The sequence below is a fragment of the Noviherbaspirillum sp. genome, from assembly GCF_035254865.1.
Classification (GTDB): domain Bacteria; phylum Pseudomonadota; class Gammaproteobacteria; order Burkholderiales; family Burkholderiaceae_D; genus Noviherbaspirillum.
In genome coordinates this window covers 1-20887 of the sequence record NZ_DATFAF010000045.1, presented here as the reverse complement: position 1 = coordinate 20887, position 20887 = coordinate 1, and the positions used below count along the sequence as shown (strand labels likewise).

Below are 20887 nucleotides of genomic sequence, written 5' to 3'. Positions count from 1 at the left end.
ATGCAATTGCGCCACCTACTCTCCATTTCCATCGCCGTGCTGGCTTGCAATTTCGCCAACGCCCAGGAATACAAGCTCAAGGACCTGCGCATCGAGGATGTCTACGCGAGGGCAACCATGCCGAATCAGCCGTCCGGCGGGGCTTACCTCACCATCGAAAACCAGGGCAAGGAGGCGGACAAGCTGATTGCGGTCAGTTCGACGATTGCGAAATCCACGCAGATCCACAACATGTCGATGGAAAACAATGTGATGAAGATGCGCGAGGTGCCGCATGTCGAGCTGAAGCCTTCGGAAAAACTGGTGATGAAACCGGGCGGGGGCTATCACGTCATGCTGATCGGCTTGCACCAGCCGCTGAAGGCCGGCGACAAGTTTCCGTTGACCCTGACCTTTGAAAAGGCGGGCAAGACTGAGGTATCGGTACTGGTGAAGGATGTCACCGCGCCCGCCGGCGGCCACAACATGCCGCATGGCCATTGAGGTTCAGGTCACGCTTTCACACTTTCACAATGCGCACCGTCGACCGAATCTCGCCGGTGTGCAATCCCTTCAAATTATGAATCTGCGGATGCGCCCAGGAAGCGAGCGGCGTCGCATCCGTGGATGACAGCAAGCCCAGCTGCCGCAGCGCGGATATGGCGGCCGGATACAAGGCGCGAGCATTGCCGTCCGCAACCTTGATGGCAATTCCCAGGCCGGCGGAGCGAACGCCGATTGCCTGCACTCCTTCGGCGCCACCTTTCGCAACCCAATCGCCCGGTGCACTCTGCATGAAGGCGAGATCGGCCCGGCCCTTGCCCGACACCAGTTCGGGATGCGCGGTCATTGCGGCAAACAGGTCGTCGAACTGCTGGCCGAAATCCGGGTCTTCGCCTCCCTGCGCGAGACGCGCGTAGGCCAGCGCGAGGCGTGACAGCGGCATCGCGTAATTGGGTGCGGAGCATCCGTCGATGCCCATCGTGAGATCGTCCTGCGGCATGTCGGCCGCTTGCGCAACACACGCGCGTATCGAGGTTTGCAGGGGATGGGACGGGTCAAGGTAAGTGTCGAGCGGCTGACCGTGCTGAACGCAATAGGCGAGAAAGCCTGCATGCTTGCCGCTGCAATTGTTGTGCAGCTGGCTGAAGGTTTGATCCGCAGCGGGCCGCCTGTTTTCGATGCCGTAGTGGATAGGCACATGACAGCCGCAGCGCAAGTGGTGCTCGTCACAGCCGGCCCTGGCCAGCATCGTCGAGACGGTATCGATGTGCATCGGCTCGCCCGAATGACTGGCGCACATCAGCGCGATTTCGCGGCTGCCGAAACCGAACCTGGCAGGACCGCCGGCGCGCAGAAATGGCAAGGCCTGGAACGGTTTGAGCGTGGAGCGGGTAAAGGTCGGAAAATGCGGGTCACCGGCGTAATACAGCAGCGTGCCGCTCAGGTCGACAACCGCGACGGCGCCAGTGTGGATGGATTCAGGCTGCGCACCGCGCGTGACTTCCGCCAACGGAGCGAAGTTCATCGCTTTATCCCTTTCGGACCTTCGACAACAGATCAGTGGTCGAGCGGTCGTGCTTGAAATCGATCGCCACGGCGCGCCCGCCGTAAGCCGCAACGGCGCGTCCTTCCGGTATGGCGGTCATGTCGTAGTCGCCGCCTTTCACGTAGATGTCGGGCTGTGCTTCCTGCACGACTTCCAGCGCAGTGTCTTCATCGAACGGCACCACCATGCTGACAGCCTCCAGCGCCGCGAGAATCGCCATCCGGTCGTCGCAGGTGTTGATCGGGCGGTCATCCCCCTTGCCGAGCCGCTTCACCGATGCATCGGTATTGACTGCGACCACGAGCGAAGCGCCAAGTTCGCGTGCCTGCGCGAGATAGGTCACGTGGCCCCGATGCAGGATGTCGAATACGCCGTTGGTCAGCACCACGGGTTTGGGAAGCCGGGCGATGCGTTCCTTGAGATCGGCGCGGGGACAGATTTTCTTTTCGAAATTGGACATGATGAAAATAAAAGGGCCGCCAGCGTTTGCTGGCGGCCCCTAGCTTACATGAGTCGGAAGGTGGTTGGCGATCAGGCTGCCGGCTTCAGGGCCCCTTGGCCGAGGCGCGCAGTGACTTCCTTGCGATAGCGATTGAGGTCCTGCACCGATTCAAAGGTGCGCTCCATCAGCAACGACATGTTGTGCAGGATGCGGTCGACCACTTTCTTTTCCCAGTCGCCGTCGAACTTGATCTGGCCATCGAGCCAGCGCTCCAGCCAATTCGGATCCGGAAGACGGCTTTGCACGGTATCATTCGGAAACAATGCCTGGTTGACGTGCAAGTTGGTCGGATGCAGCGGCTTTTCGGTACGGCGCGCCGATGCCATGAGGACACCGATCTTGGTGAAGGCGGCACGTGCGCTGTCGCCGACCTCGTTGAGCGCTTTTTTCATGTAGCGCAGGTAGGCGCCGCCGTGGCGCGCCTCGTCCTGGCTGATAATCTTGTAGATGGCTTTGATGACCGGCTCGGTGTGCCAGTCGGATGCGCAGCGGTACCAGTGGTTGAGGCGGATTTCGCCGCAGAAGTGAAGCATCAGGGTTTCCAGCGGCGGTGCGGGATCGAATTCGAAGCGCACGTTGTGCAGTTCCTCTTCGGTCGGCACCAGTTCTGGGCGGAAGCGGCGCAGGTATTCCATCAGGACCAGCGAATGCTTTTGCTCTTCGAAAAACCAGACGGACATGAAGGCGGAAAAATCGCTGTCGCCGCGGTTGTCACGCAGGAACATCTCGGTGGCAGGCAATGCGGACCACTCGGTAATGGCATTCATCCGTATCGTCTGCGCCTGCTCGTCTGTGAGCTTTGATCCGTCAAACTGGTCCCAGGGAATGTCTTTTTCCATGTTCCAACGGACCTGTTCGAGCGATTTGAATAGTTCTGGGTACAGCATTACGCACCTTCAAAATTGAGTTAAGTATTTGATTCTACCAAGAAAAGCGTTTGACCCGGAATCTCGGCTCCGGATTCAGGTTTGTATGTAGTGCATCAATGCAACAAAATTTGTCCAACAAGCGCGAATTCCCATGACCACCTCTCTCGAACAAACACCCCATATCCCCCGTACAGTTTGGGTGTTGGGCTTTGTCAGCCTGTTGATGGATATTTCGTCAGAAATCATCCATAGTCTGCTGCCGGTATTTATGACCGTGGTTTTGGGCACAAGTGCGACCACGGTTGGTGTGATCGAAGGCATCGCGGAAGCGACGGCGTTGATCACGAAGGTGTTTTCCGGCGTCATCAGCGATTATGTCGGCAAGCGCAAATGGCTCGCGGTAATCGGCTATGGCCTGGGCGGCGCGACCAAACCCTTGTTCGCCCTGGCAACCGGCGCCGGATGGGTATTGAGCGCACGCTTTCTGGACCGTATCGGCAAAGGCATACGCGGCGCGCCTCGCGATGCCTTGATCGCCGATGTGACGCCGCAGGAAGTGCGTGGAGCCGCATTCGGCTTGCGCCAGTCGCTCGATACAGTGGGTGCTTTCGTCGGGCCGCTGCTGGCGATGGGTTTGATGCTGTTATGGGCCAACGATTTCCGTGCCGTTTTCTGGGTGGCGGTCATTCCCGGCATGTTGGCCGTGCTGCTGCTTGCTTTCGGCGTGCGCGAACCCGCGCGGGCGCGCCCTGCCGGGAAGACTGCCTTTCCGATCTCGAAGGCTGCGCTGAAACAACTGCCCGACGTCTACTGGTGGGTGGTGGCGGCCGGCGCCGTGCTGACGCTGGCGCGTTTTTCGGAAGCATTCCTAGTGCTGCGCGCGCAACAAAGCGGCCTGGCGTTGGCGCTGGTGCCGCTGGTGCTGGTGTTGATGAATGTCGTGTATGCCGTCGGCGCGTATCCTCTCGGCATCCTGGCCGACAAGATGAGCCACCATGCCCTGCTGATCATGGGAATCGTGCCTCTGATCATTGCCGACCTCTTGCTCGCCTACGACGGCGGACTGGGATGGATCGCTGCCGGGCTGGTGTTCTGGGGGCTGCACATGGCAGCGACGCAAGGCCTGCTGGCCGCCATGATTGCCGATACCGCGCCGCCGGAGCTGCGCGGTACGGCCTTTGGATTATTCAACCTGGGCAGCGGCGTGGCAATGTTGCTGGCGAGCGTGGTGGCGGGCGTGCTGTGGGACAGGATGGGTCCGGCGGCGACTTTTGCGGCGGGCGCTGTCTTCGCCGCCGCCGCGCTGGTGCTGCTGGTGCTGCGCCGGCCGCAGCCCGCTGCGGGTTAGCCGCCCGTCTGCGACATGAAACGGATGACCTTCTCCGGCTTCTCGCGGAAATCATGTTTTTGCGGCTTCAGCTCGATGGCGACCCGGATCGCGGCTTCCAGCTCCGCATCGCTGGCGCCGCCGCGCAACAATGGCCGGAATTCAAACTTCTCTTCCTGTCCCAGACACAGGTACAAGGTGCCATCCACCGCGAGGCGAACACGATTGCAGGTCGCGCAGAAATGCTGCGACATCGGCGTGATGAAGCCGATATTGGCGTTGCCGTCGGCGGTCGTCAGATAGCGCGCCGGTCCGCCGCCGAGTTCCGCCGCCTGCGGCCGGAGATCGAATTTCTCTTTCAACCGCGCCTGGATCGGCCCGAGATCGAGGAATGACGCCCGTTGGCCGGTGCTCCCCATCGGCATGGCTTCGATCAGGCGCAGGATGAATCCGTGCGCGATGCAGAATTCCACCATGCCGTCGATTTCATGATCGTTGATGCCCCGCAGCGCCACCATGTTGATCTTGATCGGCGAGAAACCGGCGGCCTTGCCTGCCATGATGCCGGCCATGATTTTCGGGAGGCTGTCGTGGCCGGTGATTTTCTCCATGCATTCGGCGTCGAGCGAGTCGAGACTGACATTGATGCGCGACACGCCTGCTGCCTTCAGCGACTCGGCGTAGCGGTCGAGCCGGGTCGCATTGGTCGATAGCGAGAGGTCGCGAATGCCGGGAAGCCGCGCGATGCGGCCGGCCAGTTCGGACAGGTTGCGCCGCAAAAGCGGCTCGCCGCCCGTCATACGGATGCGCGAGGTGCCGAGGCGCGCGAATGCGGCCAGCAGGCGCTCGATCTCGTCGAACGTCAGCCAGTCCTCGGGTTCTTCAAAGCCCTTGAAACCTTTCGGCATGCAATACGTGCATCGCAGGTCGCAACGATCGGTCACCGACAGACGCAAATATTCGATCGACCGTCCGAAGCGATCGACCAGCTTCGGGCGTGTTTCGTTTCCTGCTGCATGCGAAATCATATGATTGCCACTTCCTGCTCTATGTTTTCCACATCGCCGGCCTTCCGCATTCCGGGAGGTTCCACCGCTTTGACGCAGGCGGCGGAGCCTCCCGGGACGCGTGTGCCGGATGTCCGTCAGGTCTTAGAAGAAATGACGAACGCCGACCATCATGCCGGACTGGTCCACGCCGGCGGCCACGCTGCTGCCCGCGCTCACGGCAATGGCTGCTGCGCCGTCGTTGTTGATGTGACCGAACGAGGTGTAGACCGCGGTGCGCTTGGACAGGTTGTAGGTCACCCGCGCGCTCAGCAGGGTCGAGGCGTCCGGGCTGTTCTTCACGTCCAGACGGGCGACCTGCGCATCCAGCATCCATGCCTTGGCAAACGGATAGCTGACGCCCGCGTAGTACAGATCCGCGGTGTTGTCGGTCGCGGCATGCGTCTTGCGCTTGATCAGGCCGCCGCCGAACTTGGTGTTGCCGAGCATGGCATAGCCGTTCAGCGAGGTGCGTTCGACGTAATAGCTGCTGTTCGTCAGGCCGCCGGCGGCGCCTGCGTTGCCATACAGCTTGTCGTAGGCAGCCGCAACGCCGAATGCCTTGGTGTCGTAGGCGAGCAGGCCGGTGAACTGGCTGCAGGCCTTCGAGTTGCCGGCAACTTCACCGCCGCAGTTGGTGGCAGCGGGGCCGCCGGCTGCGGATGCATCGCGGCCGAAGCTGTAGGTCGCGCCGACGCTGAACGCATCGAACTTGCCCATGTATCCGATAGCGTTATCGCTGCGCGCATTCGGCAGATAACCGTCCATGTTGCTCATGCCGTGGATGTTCGGGCCCATGACGTCCGCCTTGAACATCGATACAAGCGTCATGTTGGCCTGGCGGCCCAGCGACAGCGTGCCGTAGGCGCCCTTCAGCCCGACGAAGGCCTGGCGGCCGAACAGGCGATTACCCTGCCCCACGGCGCCAACGTCCGGCGACAGGCCGGTTTCCAGCACATACAGCGCCTGCATGCCGCCGCCGAGGTCTTCCGTTCCCTTGAAGCCGATACGCGACGGCAGAGAACCGGTCAGCGTCGGCATTTTCACGACCGAGTCACCGGCCGCGTTGGCGTGCGTCACATACTCGACGCCGGTGTCGATGATGCCGTAGATCGTGGTCTCGGCCATCGATACGCCTGAATACAAACCTGCCGTCATGGCGAGTGCGCCGTACAGATATTTTTTCATTTTGCTAAGTCTCCACCTAAAAAATTAAGAGCACATTTCCAGTTTCGTTTTGCTTGCTGCGATGTTGTTGTGTTGTGACCCCTCCCCCTGACTGGTGTGTTACAGCTGCGTGTGATTTCGTGTGAATGTTCTCGCCTCAAATGTGCAGCGCATGGCCGTAGGCATTGAGCACCGATTCATGCATCGCTTCGGACAGCGTCGGATGCGGAAACACCGCATGCATGAGTTCGGCCTCGGTGGTTTCGAGCGACATGGCAATGCCGTAGCCATGGATCAGTTCAGTGACATCGGGGCCCATCATGTGCGCGCCGAGCAGTTCGCCTGTCTTGGCGTCGAAGACTGTCTTGATCATCCCTTCCTCGTCGCCCAGCGCGATTGCCTTGCCGTTGCCGACAAAGGGGAAGCGCCCGACTTTCACCGCATGTCCGAGTTCCTTTGCCTTGCGCTCGCTCAAGCCGACGCTGGCGATTTGCGGATGGCAGTAGGTGCACCCCGGGATGACGCGAACGTCGAGCGGGCGGACGTGGGCCAGGCCGGCGATCTTTTCCACACAGATCACCGCCTCGTGGCTGGCCTTGTGCGCCAGCCATGGCGCGCCGGTCAGGTCGCCGATGGCATACACGCCGGGCTCGTCCGTCTCGCAGTAGGGTCCGGCCACGATGCGACCGCGGTCGAGCTTGACGCGGGTGTTCTCCAGGCCGAGCTGCTCGGTGTTGGCGGTGATGCCGACCGCGAGAATCACGCGCTCGGCGCGTACCGCGCTATCCTTGCCGCCGGCCGTGATGGTTGCGGTGACGCCGACGCTGTCCTTGGCCAGCGCCTTGACGGTAGCGGAGGTGACGATCCTGATCCCCTGCCGCTCGAAGGACTGGCGCGCCATGGTCGAGATTTCCTCGTCTTCGACGGGCAGGATGCGGTCCTGCACTTCGACGATGGTGACTTCGGCGCCAAGCGTGCGATAGAAGCTCGCGAATTCCACGCCGATGGCGCCCGAGCCGACGACGAGCAAGGACTTCGGCATGGCCTGCGGCGTCATTGCTTCGCGATAGGTCCATACCTGTTTGCCATCGGGTTCAAGGCCGGGCAGCACGCGGGGCCGCGCGCCGGTTGCGAGGATGATGTGCTTGGCGGAGATTTCGCGCGCGCCCTTGTCCTTCAGGCTGACCCGCACCTTACCGCCGCCGACCAGCGTGCCGCTGCCTTCGATGATTTCCACCTTGTTCTTGCGCAGCAGGTGGCGCACGCCGGCCTGCAGTTTCGCGGAGACAGCGCGCGAACGCTTGACCATGGCCTCCAGGTCGAACGCAAGGCCGCTGGCCTTGACGCCATAGGGCGCGCCCTCGTGCGCCAGATGAAAGACTTCCGCCGAACGCAGCAGCGCCTTGGTCGGAATGCATCCCCAGTTGAGGCAGATGCCGCCGAGATGTTCGCGCTCCACCACCGCTGTTCGGAAACCGAGCTGGGCGGCGCGGATCGCGGCAACGTAGCCGCCCGGTCCCGCGCCGATCACCAGCACGTCAAATGCGTCAGACATTGCCATCTCCTACACCAGTATCGTCAACGGGTTCTCGATCAGCTTGCGGAATTCAGCAAGAAACTCTGCGCCCATTGCGCCGTCGACGACCCGATGGTCGGCCGACAAGGTGCAGGTCATGAGCGTCGCCACGGCCAGCGCCCCGTCTCGGACAACCGGCCGCTGCTCGCTCGCACCGACGGCGAGAATGCAGGCCTGCGGCGGATTGATGATGGCCGCGAACTCGCGAATGCCGAACATGCCCAGGTTGGAAATAGTGAAGCCGCCGCCCTGATATTCTTCCGGCTTGAGCTTGCCTTCCCTCGCGCGCGCGGCGAGGTCCTTGACGTCGCCCGAGATGCGGCCCAGGCTCTTTTGATCCGCACTGCGCACGATCGGCGTAATCAAGCCATTCGGCGTGGCAACCGCGACCGAAATATCGACATCGCGATAGCGCCGGATCGCATCGTCGGTCCACGATGCGTTGCAAGCCGGAATGCGGCGCAGCGCCAGCGCGACAGCCTTCACGATAAAGTCGTTGACGGACAGCTTGACGCCGTCCACCTGCCGGTTCATCTGGCGGCGAATGTCGAGCAAGGCATCGACGCAGCAATCCACGCTCAGGTAGAAATGCGGCACGGACCGCTTGGCTTCGCCCAGGCGCTGGGCGATGGTGCGGCGCATGTTGGTATGCGGGATGTCTTCGTAATTGACGCTGGCCACAGTTGGCGGCGCGCTCTTCTGCGGCTCCGGCGCGTGCGTCGCCGCTTGCAGGACGGCAGCCGCCTGCGCCGCCGCTTCCACGTCCGCGCGCAGCACGCGCCCCTTGGGGCCGCTGCCGCTCACCTTCGACAAGTCGACGCCGAGCTCCTTGGCAATGCGGCGCGCGAGCGGGCTGGCGAGGATGCGGCCGACGTGGCCGACCGGTGCCGCCTTGACGGGTGCGGCAGGCACTGCTGCTGTCGCGGACTGCGCCTCCTGTTTGACCGAAGCGGCGGATACGGAGGTGGCAGCGGCCAGCGATGCCGGATTTTCGCCGTTGACGGCAATCAGGCCGACGATGCTGTCGACCTTCACGTTGTTCGTTCCTTCCGCAACCAGGATCTTGCCGAGAACGCCATCGCTCTCCGCTTCGACTTCGATCACGGCCTTGTCTGTCTCGATTTCGACCAGGGCTTCGCCGCGCTTGACGGCGTCCCCTTCGCGCTTCAGCCAACGCACGACGCTGCCTTCGGTCATCGACGGACCGGCCGAGGGCATGAGAATTTCAACTGGCATGGATGCTGCCTCCCTGAATGAATAAACTGATCACCGTTCCGGATGCGCCGGATGCCAGAGCCGCGCGGCGGTGTCCTTCTCGTAGCCCTTGCCGTTCGGGAAACTCACGAGTTCGAACTGCATGCCCCACGGCGCGAGGAAATAGACCCAGGTCTGGCCGCCGCTCGGCCCGCTGGTGCGCACCGTCGGCTCGCCGAGAATGCGCACGCCGTGGCTGCGCAAATGCGCGAGCGCGGCATCCATGTCGTCGACATAAAAGGCAAGGTGATGTCCGCCGACATCGCTGTTCTTCGGCTGCGTCCGGTTCTGGTCGGGAGACGCGTACTCGAACAGCTCGAAATTGGAACCGTTGCGGCAGCGCAGGAACTTCAACTTCTTCATTACCGCGCGCGGATGGACATTGAGATGCGTCTCCATCCAGTCGTCGTTCGCGACAAACGGGCCGAGTTCGTAAAACGGTTCGCAGCCGATCACGTTGATGAAAAATTCTGCTGCTTCATCGACATTCGGCACCGTGAAGCCGATATGGTCGGTACCACGCAAGCCCGGCAATCCCTTGCTGCTGGAAGACATCGCTTTCCTCCCTCAGGCCAGCTTGCGGCCGGCTTGCGTCAGCGGCTTGCCGGCGTCCGCCATGACGCCCGCGAAACCGGCGCGAACTTCGTCCAGGCCGACGAAGGCCGCGCGCTCCAGCACCTTGGACACATTGGGCGAGGCCTCGCCGCCATGGATGCGCTTGACCGGCTGGTCGAGATAGTCGAACAGGCGGCGCTGCAGCTCGTCGGCCAGCATGGCGCCGTAGGATGCCGTCACCGAGCCCTGCTCCAGCACCACCACGTTGCTGGTCTTGCGCACGCTGGCGCCGATCGTTTCCCAGTCGATGCCGGCGCGATCGAGCGAGCGCAGGTCGATGATTTCCGCATCGACGCCGAGTTCTTCCGCTGCCTTGATTGCAAGCGGCGTCATCGCAAGATAGGTGAGCACGGTAAAGGCGGTGCCGGGGCGGACCACCTTGGCCTTGCCCAGCGGGATGTAGTAGTCGTAATCCTCCAGCGGGCCCATGCCGCTCGTGTTGTACAACTCGACATGCTCGATCACGAGCACCGGGTCTTCGCATTGCAGCGCGCTGTTCATCAGGCCGACATAGTCGAAGGGCGTGGACGGCGCGATGATGCGCCAGCCCGGCCACATCGCATACAGGCCGGCCGGGTCCATCGAATGCTGCGAGCCGTAGCCGGTGCCGATCGCGCACTTGCTGCGCAAGACGAGCGGCATGCGCGTGTCGCCGCCGAACATGTGGCGCGCCTTGCCAACCTGGTTGAAGAGCTGGTCGGCCGCGACGAGCGCGAAGTCGGCATACATCAGTTCGACCACGGGGCGGTAATGACCTTCCATCGCCACGCCGCCGGCCAGCCCCACAAAGCCCTGCTCGGCAATCGGCGCGGGAATGATGCGGTCCGGGAAGCGCGCAGCCAGGCCGCGGGTGGCGCCGTTGGTGCCGCCCTTGAGCTTGTGGATGTCTTCGCCGATGCAGAAGATGCGTTCGTCCTGCTCCATGCGACGGCCCATGACATTGGCCACCGCATCGATGAACTTGACTTCGCCCACTTTGCCGCTGGCGGCCTCGAGTTCTTCATAGCGAACGCCATCGAGTTCAGACAAGTCGCCACGCAAGCCTTCATCGCGGAATTCCGGCTTTGGCCACAGTGTCGGAATGATGCGGCGCTTGTTGCCGTCCTTCTCCGTGAGGCGCGAGGCAAGTTCCTGCATGCAGTCGCGCGCCGCGGCACGCATTGCGGCGTTCTCGTCGGCCGTGAGCCACTTGCGCTCGGTGGCGCCGCGTGCGAGTGTGAGGAGCGGATCACGCTCGCGCCAGGCGGCTTCCTCATCCTTGCTGCGATAGCCGAAGGCGCTGCCCGGCAGACCGCCGCTGTGATGGAAGAAGCGATAGAGATCGGCTTCGATGATCCACGGGCCGCTTCCGCCGCGCATGGCATCCACCGCCATTTGCGTGGCGACGCGCACCGTGACCGGGTCCATGCCGTCGACGCGCAGCGCGGGGATGCCGTAGGCGCCGCCGCGCGAGGACAGGCGGCCTTCGCGTGTTTCCTCGCTCAGCGTGGTGGAGACGGCGTAGCCGTTGTTTTCGATGAAGAAGCAGATCGGCAGCGACCACAGCGCGGCAAGATTCATCGATTCGGGCACGGCGCCGATGTTGACCGCGCCGTCGCCAAGGAAGGTGAACGCGACATTGCCTTCGCCGCGACGCTTGCAGGCCCAGGCGGCACCGGTCGCGAGCGGCACGCCGCCGCCGACGATGGCATTGGTGCCGAGCGCGCCCGCCTCTGCCCAGCGCAGGTGCATGGAGCCGCCGCGCCCACGGCAGAAGCCGTCGGCCAGTCCGAGAATCTCGGCCAGCGAGCGATAGAGCATGGTTCTGATGTCGTCGGGCAGCGGGCCGCGCGGGTCGCGGTCGGCCTTGTCGAGATGGGCCAGACACTTGGCGAGGAATTGATGATGGCCGCGATGCGAGCCGGTAATCAGATCGCCCGAACGCAGCAAGGAGACCGCGCCGACCGCACCGCCGTCCTGGCCGATGCTGGAGTGCGCGGGGCCATGCACCAGGCCTTGCGATTCGAGCTCGAGCACGACCTCCTCGAAGGCGCGCACCAGGTGCAGGTGATGCAGCATCTGCACGACGGTTTTCGCACCGAGATTGTCCCAGTCCTTCGGCGTGGCGCGGACCTCTTGCCAGGTCGCGCTGTAACTGAGGTTTTCAATGTTTGGCATGTTGGTTCCCTGTATTGGCAAGCCCTAGGCGACGGGGCGTGGCAGCGGTTTTTCTGATAATTCGGATAGCGGCAGGCCGCGCGCGGAGTCGGCGGCGAGGCCAGCGGCGCGCGCTTTCGCCTGGACGGTGCGGGACTGCATGCGTTCCATCAGGCCGAGCATGTCTTCGATCTCTTCCTGGTCGGTGTCGAGCGTGATGAACACCAGGCGTGTGCGACGATCCGCTCCCGGCCATTGCTGCAGCCAGGCGAGTTCATGCAGCAGGGTTTGCGCTCCATGCACGATGGCCGGGCGATCCGGGTGCTGCGCGACATTGACGATGCCCTTGAGACGCAACAGACCGGGGCCGAGATGCTTGCCGAGCCCCGACAGAAACATCTCGAGGGCGACCTCGTCGATCGGCTCGTCGCGCGTGATGCAGAACGAGCGGACGCGGCCGCTGTGGTGGCCATGGTGTTCGTTCCCTTGCGCGTGCCGGTGTCCGGCATGGCTTTCGTAGTGATGCGCGCCCAGCCAGGCCTGCGGGTCGCACGCCTTGCGTTCCGGGTCGAAAGGCGTCGCGCGGCAAATCTCGCGGATGGCCGTGGTCGCCTCTTCGATCATCGCCGCCGGGCTCAGGTGGCGCAGGTGCCGGGTCAGCACATCCATTCTCGCCAGTGCCGTTTCGGCCGCCAGCATGTCCTGTTTGGTCAGCACGATGCGGTCGGCGACCGCAATCTGCTTGACCGCTTCCAGATGCGCCTTCATGGTCGCCGCACCGTTGATGACATCGACCGTGGCGAGCACGGACTCGAGCACATAGCGCGCATGCAGGGAGGGCTCGGCCAACAGCGCCTGAATGATGGGCCCGGGGTCGGCCAGCCCGCTGGTTTCGACGATGACGCGCGAAAAGGGAAGCACGCTGCCTTGGACGCGGCGCCTGTGCAGGTCATCCAGAGTGCGCACGAAATCGCCGCGTACCGCGCAGCACAGGCAGCCGTTGGGCAGCAGCACGACCTCGCCGTCGCTGGCCTGCACGAGTTCGTGATCGAGGCCGATTTCACCGAATTCGTTGATGATGACTGCCGTATCGACAAGGTCCGGCTGGCGCAGCACGCGGTTGAGCAGCGTGGTCTTGCCGCTGCCGAGGAAGCCGGTGATGATGGTGACGGGAATGCGGCCCATGATCTCTTTTCCTAGCAGCCGATGCCGCCCATGGCGACATACTTGATCTCGGTGTATTCCTCGATGCCGTGGCGCGAACCCTCGCGGCCCAGCCCGGATTCCTTGATGCCGCCGAATGGCGCGACTTCGGTGGAGATATGGCCGGTGTTGACGCCGACCATGCCGTATTCCAGCGCTTCGGATACGCGCCAGGTGCGTCCCAGGTCACGCGTGTAGAAGTACGCTGCGAGTCCGTACTCGGTGTCGTTGGCCATGCGGATTGCTTCGGCTTCGTCGTCGAAGCTGAACAGCGGAGCGAGGGGACCGAAAGTTTCTTCGGTGGCGACCTTCATGTCGCTGGTGACGCCGATGAGTACGGTCGGCTGGAAGAACAATTCGCCGCCGTCGGCACGCTCGCCGCCGGCGAGCACCCTGGCGCCCTTGGCGACCGCATCCGCGATATGTTCTTCCACCTTGCGCACGGCCGCCGCATCGATCAGCGGTCCTTGTGTTACGCCCGGCTCCATGCCATTGCCGACCTTCAGTTCATTCACCTTGGTCGCCAGCTTGGCGGCAAATTGATCGTACACGCTGCAGTGAACGAGCAGACGGTTGGTGCAGACGCAGGTCTGTCCGGTGTTGCGGAATTTGGACACGATCGCGCCTTCAACCGCGGCGTCGAGATCCGCATCCTCGAACACGATGAACGGCGCATTTCCGCCAAGCTCCAGCGACATCTTCTTGATGGTGCCGGCGCACTGCTGCATCAGCACCTTGCCGATTTCGGTGGAACCGGTGAAGGTCAGTTTGCGCACGATCGGATTGGCGGTCAGTTCGCCGGCGATTTCACCCGCGGAACCGGTGACGACACTGAACACGCCCTTCGGCACGCCGGCGCGTTCAGCCAGCTCAGCGAGCGCGAGCGCCGAGAAGGGCGTGGCTGTCGCCGGCTTGACGATCATGGTGCAACCTGCCGCCAGCGCGGGCCCGGCCTTGCGGGTAATCATCGCAGCCGGGAAATTCCATGGCGTGATCGCGGCGCAAACGCCGACCGGTTGCCGAATGGTGACCAGGCGCTTGCCCGACTGATAAGTCGGAATCGTTTCTCCGTAGGTGCGCTTGCCTTCTTCGGCAAACCATTCGATGAATGACGCGGCGTAGCCGATCTCGCCGCGCGCCTCGTCCAGCGGCTTGCCCTGCTCCGCTGTCATGATGCGCGCCAGATCATCCTGGTGAGCGATCATCAGGTCGAACCAGCGGCGCAGGATCGCGCTGCGCTCCTTCGCGAGCTTTGCGCGCCATGCGGGCCACGCGGCATCTGCGGCGTCAATGGCGCGCCGCGCTTCGGCCGCGCCCATCACGGGAACCGTTCCCAGCGCAGCGCCGGTCGCGGGATTGGTGACAGCGACAGTCTTGCCGCTGTCGGCGCCAATCCACGCGCCGTCGATATAGCAAAGCTGGCGCAGCAGGCCCGGATCCTTGAGTTCGGGGAAGGCGCAGGAGAGTGAAACGTCGTTCATGGGGTCGTCATCCTCTTTGTGTGGAGCGGCGCTGCGCTTCGGCCTTGGCAGACCGGCATTCCAGACGCCCGGCAACTGCATTGCTTGCCTTGTGATTGTTCGATTGAAAGTGGATCAAATTCTAAGCAGCGGGATGATCGCAAAGTGATTCCATGTTCGATCACGGTGATCGTGCCTGGCGAACACCCGCCCGGAATGTTGTGGATTTGCTTGCGCGAGAAAGTTGTAGTGCAGTGAGTTGATGAGAGGGTGACATGACGCGGCGCGTGGTTCGCCGGACTGCTCGTGCCGGTGCGCGCCATCAATGACAAGACTAGGCGAGACGAAGTATTCCCTCTCTCGATCAGGGTCATTCAGGAGCGAGAAAGAACTATCATGAGGTCGAATCATCATTTCATGATGAAGCGCACTCAGTAACATCACACATCTTCAACATGAAACTCAGTCAACTCCATCATCTGATCGCCGTCGCCGAAGCCGGCACGGTGCGCCAGGCGGCGAAGATGCTTTTTCTCTCGCAGTCGTCGGTCACCAAGAGCTTGCAGCAACTCGAAGAATCGCTCGGCGTCGAACTCCTGCATCGCGGTTCGCACGGAGTGACGCCGACCGCGGCCGGACGCGCGCTGATTGCGCGCGCCAAGGTCATCGAAGCCGAGCTGCGCGAGGCGCGCAACGACATCGATTCCATCATGGGCGCCGGCTCCGGCGAGATCAAGATCAGCATGTCGCCCTCGGTGGCGATGGCGCTGGCGCCACAGGCGATCATCGAGTTCAAGCGTACCCGGCCGAAAATCAGTTTCCATCTGCAGGAAGGCGTCTATCCTGACGCGCTGCATACCGTGCGTACCGGCGAATTCGATTTTGCGATCTGCCTCATGCCGGAACGTCCGCGCGACGAAGGCCTGTCCTGCGTGCTCCTGCTGCCCGACCGCCTGACGCCGGCAGTGCGCGTCAAGCATCCGCTGACGCAATCGCGCAAGACGCTGGTCGACCTGGTGCATGCGGACTGGGTGATCTACCGGCGCGGCCCGAGCGGACGCGACGTGTTCGAGCAGACATTCATTGCGGCGGGGCTGGAGCCGCCGACCAGCACCATCGAATGCACATCGTTCGCCTGCGCGCTGACGATGGTCGAGCGCAGCGATTACATCACCCTGGTTCCCAAGCAGTTGTTTTCCGATCGCGCGGCGCGCTGGGGAATTGTGCCGATCGCCATGGATGCGGCGCTGCCGGAGTGGAACATCGCCGTCTTCTACCGTTCCGACCACGAACTGTCGCCGGTATGCCAGGCCTTCCTGCAGGAATTGCAGAACGTCGCCACCAACATGCTGGTGCATTCGCGCACCTGATTCCGGGCGCTTGTCCGTTCCCGGCGCGCTTCACGATGCCGGGAACGCAAGCGGCCCGTGCGCGTCACCTCTCCTGCAAGGGAGGCTGCGTCAATGCCAGCACCACCCGCCTGACCAGCGGCATCACAACGATCACCGCAACGAAGGCAATCGGCCACACGCGCACGAAACTGTGTACCCAGTCCGCGAAAGAAGGATGCCCGCTCATCAGGTTGAGCACTGCGGTGATGATGAAAACCATGAACAGGGACATGAAAAATCCCGTCAGGAACGGCGCCCAGCGTGCCGGCAAGCGCATCCTAAATCCTCCCTGAGGGGCAGGCGCGATCCAATCGCATGCAGCAGTCCATGGTCGTCGCTCTCCCCTACTGATAGAGCACATCGCCGGACGAGGGCGAGTGCCGGTCTTCCCGTGTACGGGTATGCCCGCCGACACGTTCGGCGGGGCGCCCGAGACGCTGAGTCTATGCCACCCCTATGTGCCGCATCGATTCCGTGTTTGCGCAAATTGATCGCTTGCGGCGATCGCCCGGCAACAAAGCGATTCGCGCTGCTATTCTCCGATGCATGTGGGGTTATTTGAATTCAAGTACCGGCGCGAACCGCAGCAATGCGCGGCACGTTCGACCATTCCCGCGACCGTCGCAAAAAAGATTCGAGGAGAAGCACACATGGTTGCAGTACGACTGACAGAGAAGGCGGCCGACGCCGACTCCCTTAACCCTACAATCACGCCGCAGCCCTGCCCCCGCTTCGGCGCCGGACAGTGCGTCGTCGAGGTCAAAAGCGCCGGCGTCAATCCCAGCGACGCCAAGGCCGCACTGGGCTTGATGCCTCATGCCATATGGCCGCGCACGCCGGGCCGCGACTTTGCCGGAATCGTGATCGGCGGACCGTCGCGCCTGGTCGGTCTGGAGGTCTGGGGCAGCGGCGGCGACCTCGGCATTCGACGGGACGGCTCGCATGCGCGCTATGTCGTGCTCGATGTGAGCGGCGTCTGCATCAAGCCTCCCACCCTGACCATGCGTGAAGCGGGCTCGGTCGGCGTCCCCTTCGTCACCGCATATGAAGGATTTCGCCGAGCCGGCATGCCGCAGGCCGGCGAGGTGGTGCTGATCATGGGTGGCACCGGCAAGGTGGGCCAGGCGGCGATCCAGCTCGCGACGCAGCACGGCGCGCGCGTCTTCGCGGTCGTGCGCGGCAGGCAGCCCTATGCAGGGCATGCGAACACGGAGATCACGTTGATCGACGGCGAACAGCAGGATATCGCCGCCTGTGTGCGGGAGCAAACCAATGGTCACGGCGCCGACATCGTCTTCAATACGGTGGGCAGCCCCTACTTCGCCGCCGCCAACCAGTCCATGGCAATCGGCGCGCGGCAGATCCTGATTTCGACCCTTGAACGTCCGGTACCTTTCGACATCTTCCAGTTCTACCGCGGACAGCACACCTATGTCGGCATCGATTCGCTGGCGCTCGACCATGTGGCCTGCGCGAAGATCCTGCGCGAGCTGTCGCCTGGATTTGCGAGCGGCGCGCTCAAGCCCTTTCCCATTGCACCGAACGCGGTGTATTCCCTCAAGGATGCAGCGCACGCCTACCGCGCCGTGCTGGCGGGCACGCGCCAGCGCATCGTGCTGGAGTGCTGAGCCGCCGCATAACGCAGGCAGGCAAGCAGGCAAAAGCCCGCGACGAGCGGGCTCGTTTCATTTACCTCATTGGCATTCGGCGCGCTCCTGTTCTCAATGAAAAAGGGCGACGGCCCCGGTGGGGTCGCGTCGCCCTTTTGATCGGCGGACCGGATGATCGTCGCGGACGCCTCGGCCGGCGAAGCGCTTTACTTGCGATACACGCCGACGCCGAGCCAGTGCTCGCCATCGATCTTCAAGCCGTACGACGACTTGTTTTCCATCGAATGGGTCACCGGGTTCGCGAACACGTAATCGATCCAGCCCGAGCCCTTGGACATGACCATCGCGGTCTGCTCCTTGGCGAAGAACTTGCCGTTGGCATCCTTGATGTCGGAGACATTGTGGCCATTGGTGCGCGGGATCGCCGCGTGGCAGATCATCAGTGAATTCTTGTCCTGCAGGAAAACATACAGCTCTCCCTTGAAGTATTCCCCGCCTGCTACGGCAAAATCCTTGCAAGCCTTGTCGATGCCGACTTCCTTGACATGCGCCACCGCCTTCTGTGCAAGAGCGACCGCATCGTCCTTGCTGGTCGCGAAGCCGAGTGCGGGAATGGCAGCGGCCAGAAATGTTACCACCGCAAGATGTGCCTTGATCATGCGTTTCATTGTGTTTCCTCCTGTTGTTTGACGAGCCGGTTCATGTTGCCGGCATTCTTTACTGCGGTACTACTCTGTTGATGTTGTCTCGGTTGAAGCGGCGTCCGCACACGGACGCCGGATCGGATCAGAACACGTCGCATCCCGGCAGGCCGCAGGAAATCAGGCGGTCCGACGGGAAGTTGGTAATGACTTCGCAACCATCCTTGGTCACGACGACTTCTTCTTCGATGCGTGCCGCACCGGAGCCATCGGCCGCACCCTTCCAGGTTTCGACGGCGAACACCATGCCTTCCTTGAGGACCGTGTTCTGCCCCTTGAAGCGGCGGCTGATGATCGGGCGCTCCCACAGACTCAGGCCGATGCCATGGCCGTACTGCAGCAGGAAGGCCTCTTCCTCGTTCTTGTAGCCGAACTCGTCGGCCGCCGGCCAGACGCTTGCCACTTCCTCGACCGTGGCGCCCGGACGGATGGCGTCGATGGACGCGCTGATCCATTTGGATGCGGTTTCATAGGCTTCGATCTGGTACTTGTTCGGCTCGCCGCACACAAAGGTGCGGTAATAGCAGGTGCGATAGCCGTTGAACGAATGCATGATGTCGAGGTACACCATGTCGCCCGGCTGGATGATGCGGTCCGAGAAGGTATGCGAATGCGGCGTGCCGCGCGGGCCGGCCACGGAGTTGACGCACTCGACGCGCTCGGAGCCGAGGCGGAACAGGCGGTCATTCGCAATCGCCACCAGTTCGTTCTCGCGCACACCCGGGCGAATCGCCTTGCAGATGTCGTAATACGTGGCGTCGACCATGGAAGCGGCGACCTTCAGGCACTGGATTTCTTCCGGCGTCTTGATCTCGCGCGCATCCAGCATGGCCTGCTGTCCGTCAACTACCTCGATGCCTTCCTTCTCGAGCGCGCGCAGCATGGGCAGCTCCAGCAGGTCGATGCCGAGCGGTTCCTTGTCGATGCCGTAGTGCACCATCATCTTCTTGATCTGCTTGGCGAAGTCCGCCTGCGCACCGACCTTGGGCGGCAAGGCGCCCTGCATGTTGCTGATCGGCGCACCCAGGTGATCGGCAATCCACGGCGAGCTGATGCGCTTGGCAGGCGGCGCCGGATCCCACAGGTAAGGTTCGCCGTCGCGCGGGCACAGCGCATAGCGGTCGAACTTGTCGCGCGCCCATTCACCGATATGCGTGCCGGTGATGTAGCGCACGTTGTCGACGTTGAAGCACAGCACCGCGCCGAGGCCGGAAGCCTTGACCGCAGCTTGCGCGCGCAGGAAGCGTTCGCGCACCATGCGCTGATAATCGACACCCAGTTCCCAGTCCTTCGCCATCGTTCCCCAGGCGGCTGTCGCGTGCGGGCGGTTGTATTTCATCGCGTCTTTCCTTTCAATGTGGCCGGATCCATGCACTCGCTCGGTCCGCGCCGTTCATACGTTCAAATGACATTGCCGGCGACTTCGCCGGTATTCCTGCTTCATTCCAATCCGCTGGCGCGCGCCTGCTCCCTGGCGACCACCGCCCAGTCCTTGTCGCCATCGCCGTGCGCAATCGCGCCGAGCAGCCGGTCGCGCAAGTTACTCGCGCTCGGCAAGGGCACGCGTTCGGCCTGTCCGGCAGCGAGTACCAGGTTGATGTCCTTGAGACCGAGCAGGGTGGCGAATCCGACCTTGTCATAAGCTTCATCGACGATCAGGCGTCCGTACACCTTGTATGCCGGCGCGGCAAACAGGCCTTCCGTCAAGACGTCGTACAGAACTTCCGGCGCGACGCCGTACTTGCGCACGAGCGAAAAGGCTTCGCCCATGGCCTCGATGCAGCAGCCCAGCAGGAAGTTGTTCGAGAGCTTGATGGCGGCGGCACCCGCCGCGCCGTCGCCGGCCTTGAAGGTACGCTTGCCGATGACATCGAACACGGGCTGGCAAGCCGCAACGGCTTCCGCCGGACCTGCGGCGACGATTCCGAGCTGACCGGCTTCGGCAGCATCCGGGCGTCCGAGCACAGGCGCGGCGACCAGTTGCTGGCCGCCCTGCCGGTGCGCCGCATCCAGTGCCCGGATGGCATCGACGCCATGCGTGCCCATCGCGATGTGGATGGCGCCGGCTGCCAACGAATCGCGCACGCCGCCCTGGCCGAGCACCACGGCATCGATCGCCGCGTCGTCGGCCAGCATGGTGATCACCACATTGCGTCCACCACAGACGTCGGCGATGGAGGTCGCCACGCGCGCACCGGCCTTCGCCAGGTCGGCCGCCTTTTCCGGCGTGCGGTTGTAAACGGCGAGGTCGAATCCGTGGCGCAACAAGCGTCCGGCAATCGCCGTGCCCATGCGCCCCAGTCCGATAAAACCGATCTTCATCCGGTGTTCCATTGCGGCGTTCACTGCTTAGTCCTGGACTTCGGGGACAACGAGATGAAACAGTTTGAGCGTGCCGTTCTCGCCGGCGCTGATCGAGGCCGTCTCGTTCGGCCCCAGGTACACGCCGGCCCCGCGGCCCACCGCATATTCCCGGTCGTTCAGCCTGATCTTCCCTTCCCC

At 63.0% G+C, this 20887-nt stretch carries 19 protein-coding genes; 4 read left to right on the top strand and 15 right to left on the bottom strand.

The genetic code is table 11. The features are described from left to right. The gene (locus VJ651_RS12145; RefSeq protein ID WP_324107709.1) at positions 1-483 is read left to right on the top strand and encodes a copper chaperone PCu(A)C; all 483 of its coding nucleotides are present in this window, start codon (positions 1-3) and stop codon (positions 481-483) included. 16 nt (positions 484-499) lie between these two features. Here the strand turns inward: VJ651_RS12145 and VJ651_RS12140 are convergent, their stop codons facing one another. The 3 genes from VJ651_RS12140 to VJ651_RS12130 all read right to left on the bottom strand — a co-directional run bounded on the left by VJ651_RS12140 (position 500) and on the right by VJ651_RS12130 (position 2917). Then, entirely contained in the window at positions 500-1507 is a 1008-nt protein-coding gene (locus VJ651_RS12140; RefSeq protein ID WP_324107708.1) for an asparaginase, read from the bottom strand. A 4-nt stretch (positions 1508-1511) separates the two neighbouring features. Continuing rightward, positions 1512-1988 carry a D-glycero-beta-D-manno-heptose 1-phosphate adenylyltransferase gene (gene rfaE2, locus VJ651_RS12135; RefSeq protein ID WP_324107707.1) on the bottom strand — a complete coding sequence of 159 codons (477 nt, stop codon included), beginning with the start codon at positions 1986-1988 and terminating at the stop codon, positions 1512-1514. Between the two features lie 71 nt (positions 1989-2059). Then, complete coding sequence (locus tag VJ651_RS12130; protein WP_324107706.1) at positions 2060-2917, bottom strand: ferritin-like domain-containing protein; 858 nt, start codon at positions 2915-2917, stop codon at positions 2060-2062. A 133-nt stretch (positions 2918-3050) separates the two neighbouring features. On the opposite strand from VJ651_RS12130, the gene VJ651_RS12125 reads away from it, so the two are divergent. Continuing rightward, positions 3051-4247, top strand: coding sequence for an MFS transporter (locus tag VJ651_RS12125; RefSeq protein WP_324107705.1), 1197 nt, complete (start codon positions 3051-3053; stop codon positions 4245-4247). Here VJ651_RS12125 and moaA read toward each other — a convergent pair. From moaA to gabD, 8 genes are all read right to left on the bottom strand, one after another. After that, on the bottom strand, positions 4244-5254 hold the full coding sequence (moaA, locus tag VJ651_RS12120) for a GTP 3',8-cyclase MoaA (RefSeq protein WP_324107704.1): 1011 nt from the start codon (positions 5252-5254) through the stop codon (positions 4244-4246). The genes VJ651_RS12125 and moaA overlap by 4 nt on opposite strands. A 123-nt stretch (positions 5255-5377) precedes the next feature. Further along, positions 5378-6460, bottom strand: a complete 1083-nt coding sequence (locus VJ651_RS12115) for a porin (RefSeq protein ID WP_324107703.1) — start codon at positions 6458-6460, stop codon at positions 5378-5380. Positions 6461-6596: 136 nt separating this feature from the next. After that, on the bottom strand, positions 6597-7994 hold the full coding sequence (lpdA, locus tag VJ651_RS12110) for a dihydrolipoyl dehydrogenase (protein WP_324107702.1): 1398 nt from the start codon (positions 7992-7994) through the stop codon (positions 6597-6599). Positions 7995-8003: 9 nt separating this feature from the next. Beyond that, positions 8004-9251: a pyruvate dehydrogenase complex dihydrolipoamide acetyltransferase gene (locus tag VJ651_RS12105; protein WP_324107701.1), complete on the bottom strand. Its 1248-nt coding sequence runs from the start codon at positions 9249-9251 to the stop codon at positions 8004-8006. 30 nt (positions 9252-9281) lie between these two features. Beyond that, the gene (locus VJ651_RS12100) at positions 9282-9824 is read right to left on the bottom strand and encodes a VOC family protein (RefSeq protein ID WP_324107700.1); all 543 of its coding nucleotides are present in this window, start codon (positions 9822-9824) and stop codon (positions 9282-9284) included. Positions 9825-9836: 12 nt separating this feature from the next. Continuing rightward, positions 9837-12041: an alpha-ketoacid dehydrogenase subunit alpha/beta gene (locus VJ651_RS12095; protein WP_324107699.1), complete on the bottom strand. Its 2205-nt coding sequence runs from the start codon at positions 12039-12041 to the stop codon at positions 9837-9839. A 24-nt stretch (positions 12042-12065) separates the two neighbouring features. Beyond that, positions 12066-13205 carry a GTP-binding protein gene (locus VJ651_RS12090; RefSeq protein WP_324107698.1) on the bottom strand — a complete coding sequence of 380 codons (1140 nt, stop codon included), beginning with the start codon at positions 13203-13205 and terminating at the stop codon, positions 12066-12068. Positions 13206-13216: 11 nt separating this feature from the next. Beyond that, the gene (gene gabD / locus VJ651_RS12085) at positions 13217-14704 is read right to left on the bottom strand and encodes an NADP-dependent succinate-semialdehyde dehydrogenase (RefSeq protein ID WP_324107697.1); all 1488 of its coding nucleotides are present in this window, start codon (positions 14702-14704) and stop codon (positions 13217-13219) included. Between the two features lie 434 nt (positions 14705-15138). Between gabD and VJ651_RS12080 the strand changes: the two genes are divergently transcribed. Then, the gene (locus VJ651_RS12080; protein ID WP_324107696.1) at positions 15139-16053 is read left to right on the top strand and encodes a LysR family transcriptional regulator; all 915 of its coding nucleotides are present in this window, start codon (positions 15139-15141) and stop codon (positions 16051-16053) included. 64 nt (positions 16054-16117) lie between these two features. Here VJ651_RS12080 and VJ651_RS12075 read toward each other — a convergent pair whose 3' ends face one another. Beyond that, entirely contained in the window at positions 16118-16351 is a 234-nt protein-coding gene (locus VJ651_RS12075) for a DUF2798 domain-containing protein (protein ID WP_324107695.1), read from the bottom strand. A 373-nt stretch (positions 16352-16724) separates the two neighbouring features. On the opposite strand from VJ651_RS12075, the gene VJ651_RS12070 reads away from it, so the two are divergent. Continuing rightward, positions 16725-17702, top strand: a complete 978-nt coding sequence (locus tag VJ651_RS12070) for a zinc-binding alcohol dehydrogenase family protein (RefSeq protein ID WP_324107694.1) — start codon at positions 16725-16727, stop codon at positions 17700-17702. 188 nt (positions 17703-17890) lie between these two features. Here the strand turns inward: VJ651_RS12070 and VJ651_RS12065 are convergent, their stop codons facing one another. From VJ651_RS12065 to VJ651_RS12055, 3 genes are all read right to left on the bottom strand, one after another. Further along, positions 17891-18352: a cache domain-containing protein gene (locus VJ651_RS12065; protein ID WP_324107693.1), complete on the bottom strand. Its 462-nt coding sequence runs from the start codon at positions 18350-18352 to the stop codon at positions 17891-17893. A 118-nt stretch (positions 18353-18470) separates the two neighbouring features. Further along, positions 18471-19724: a Xaa-Pro peptidase family protein gene (locus VJ651_RS12060; protein ID WP_324107692.1), complete on the bottom strand. Its 1254-nt coding sequence runs from the start codon at positions 19722-19724 to the stop codon at positions 18471-18473. A gap of 101 nt (positions 19725-19825) precedes the next feature. After that, positions 19826-20731 carry an NAD(P)-dependent oxidoreductase gene (locus tag VJ651_RS12055; RefSeq protein ID WP_324107691.1) on the bottom strand — a complete coding sequence of 302 codons (906 nt, stop codon included), beginning with the start codon at positions 20729-20731 and terminating at the stop codon, positions 19826-19828. Positions 20732-20887 lie beyond the last annotated feature (156 nt).

Bases quoted from the DNA above. Each gene is read 5' to 3' on its own strand.
- VJ651_RS12095 (WP_324107699.1), bottom strand. From the start codon at position 12,041: ATGCCAAACATTGAAAACCTCAGTTACAGCGCGACCTGGCAAGAGGTC.
- VJ651_RS12060 (WP_324107692.1), bottom strand. From the start codon at position 19,724: ATGAAATACAACCGCCCGCACGCGACAGCCGCCTGGGGAACGATGGCG.
- VJ651_RS12075 (WP_324107695.1), bottom strand. From the start codon at position 16,351: ATGCGCTTGCCGGCACGCTGGGCGCCGTTCCTGACGGGATTTTTCATG.
- VJ651_RS12100 (WP_324107700.1), bottom strand. From the start codon at position 9,824: ATGTCTTCCAGCAGCAAGGGATTGCCGGGCTTGCGTGGTACCGACCAT.
- VJ651_RS12105 (WP_324107701.1), bottom strand. From the start codon at position 9,251: ATGCCAGTTGAAATTCTCATGCCCTCGGCCGGTCCGTCGATGACCGAA.
- VJ651_RS12090 (WP_324107698.1), bottom strand. From the start codon at position 13,205: ATGGGCCGCATTCCCGTCACCATCATCACCGGCTTCCTCGGCAGCGGC.
- lpdA (WP_324107702.1), bottom strand. From the start codon at position 7,994: ATGTCTGACGCATTTGACGTGCTGGTGATCGGCGCGGGACCGGGCGGC.
- VJ651_RS12125 (WP_324107705.1), top strand. From the start codon at position 3,051: ATGACCACCTCTCTCGAACAAACACCCCATATCCCCCGTACAGTTTGG.
- VJ651_RS12080 (WP_324107696.1), top strand. From the start codon at position 15,139: ATGAAACTCAGTCAACTCCATCATCTGATCGCCGTCGCCGAAGCCGGC.
- VJ651_RS12130 (WP_324107706.1), bottom strand. From the start codon at position 2,917: ATGCTGTACCCAGAACTATTCAAATCGCTCGAACAGGTCCGTTGGAAC.
- moaA (WP_324107704.1), bottom strand. From the start codon at position 5,254: ATGATTTCGCATGCAGCAGGAAACGAAACACGCCCGAAGCTGGTCGAT.
- rfaE2 (WP_324107707.1), bottom strand. From the start codon at position 1,988: ATGTCCAATTTCGAAAAGAAAATCTGTCCCCGCGCCGATCTCAAGGAA.
- gabD (WP_324107697.1), bottom strand. From the start codon at position 14,704: ATGAACGACGTTTCACTCTCCTGCGCCTTCCCCGAACTCAAGGATCCG.
- VJ651_RS12145 (WP_324107709.1), top strand. From the start codon at position 1: ATGCAATTGCGCCACCTACTCTCCATTTCCATCGCCGTGCTGGCTTGC.
- VJ651_RS12140 (WP_324107708.1), bottom strand. From the start codon at position 1,507: ATGAACTTCGCTCCGTTGGCGGAAGTCACGCGCGGTGCGCAGCCTGAA.
- VJ651_RS12115 (WP_324107703.1), bottom strand. From the start codon at position 6,460: ATGAAAAAATATCTGTACGGCGCACTCGCCATGACGGCAGGTTTGTAT.
- VJ651_RS12065 (WP_324107693.1), bottom strand. From the start codon at position 18,352: ATGAAACGCATGATCAAGGCACATCTTGCGGTGGTAACATTTCTGGCC.
- VJ651_RS12070 (WP_324107694.1), top strand. From the start codon at position 16,725: ATGGTTGCAGTACGACTGACAGAGAAGGCGGCCGACGCCGACTCCCTT.